Annotated in this window: 1 protein-coding gene; it reads right to left on the reverse strand. The window is 42.8% G+C overall.

The window, feature by feature from the left end:
- Positions 1–923: IS110 family transposase (locus tag AB4653_RS25240; RefSeq protein ID WP_372090978.1), on the reverse strand; the 923-nt coding region annotated here is incomplete at its 3' end.
- Between the last annotated feature and the right edge of the window lie 260 nt (positions 924–1,183).

A 1,183-nucleotide genomic window follows, 5' to 3' on the forward strand; every position in this document is an offset into this window, starting at 1 on the left:
CCATCTCTCAGCATAGAGTTAAGAGTCACAACCATCTTTCGAACACACGCGATTATTGCGACTTTCTTAGGCTTTCCGGCAGCTACAAGTCGAGCATAAGTTGCTTTGAATACGGGGTTACATTGCATGGCTGACATCATTGCCATATATAACACTGTGCGTACTTGCGCTCGACCGCCTTGGATCACGCGCTTACCTTTGTAGCGCCCACTTTCGCGTGTTATTGGAGCGACACCAATTAGTGATGCCGCTTGTTTATTTGTGATGTAGCCAAGTTCTGGTACGTTGCTAATTATTGATGCAGCGGCAATGTTTCCTATTCCAGGGACGCTCTGCAATATTGTGTTTTTAGCCTGATATTCAGGGCTATCTTCAATGAGTTTAACGAGCTTTTCTTCTAACTTGGTGATTTGATTTTTTATCGTGGTTAGCATCGGTTTGATAGTCGGATGGAGAGAAGCGGGAAGTATCTGGATTCGGTTCTTTTCCATGGTTTGCATGGATAACAACTGGTTTCGGCGAATGACTAAGTCACTCATTAGGCGTATGTTTTTTGGCTTTATGACAGTAAGAGCTGGTTTGATTGCTTCTCCATAGTGAGCAATCAATTCTGCATCTAAACGATCATTTTTGGCTCTGCGGCCAATAGCACCAGCGAACCGTTTTATGTGGACAGGGTTTGCTCTGACAATAGGTAATTGAGCCTCTGCACATGCAAGAACAAAAGGCATTTCTAATCGGCCTGTTGCTTCAATAACGATTCGTTCAGGATTGTGACTCTTAATCGTTTTGAGTGCTTTTTTGATGCCTTTATCATTGTTCTCTACTGAGAAAAATAGGTCTAGTGGCCTGATGTGGATGTCTAATTGTGTTTTGCCGGTATCAACTCCAACGTTGATGCTTTGATTGATTTTGGTATTCATAATAAGCTAACTCATGCTTGCGTAATGCGGGTTCGAGACCCAGTCGACTATTCGAGGTTTATGCTTGAAGTCCTATGTAGCGTTCATGTTTGTTATCGGTCTCTCGATAGAGGAGCCAGCGTTTAAACGAACTACTACATAGAAAGCTTTAGTTGCAGCTAAAGCCTGGGTCTCACATTACCCGATTGGAGTGCTTATTATCCATACAAACGACTATGGTCAATGATTAGTTTTTGGCTGTATTTTCATCCCACATGGCA

Origin of the sequence: Vibrio sp. 10N.222.48.A3 (genome assembly GCF_041475345.1) — a bacterium.
Classification (GTDB): Bacteria; Pseudomonadota; Gammaproteobacteria; order Enterobacterales; family Vibrionaceae; genus Vibrio; species Vibrio tasmaniensis_A.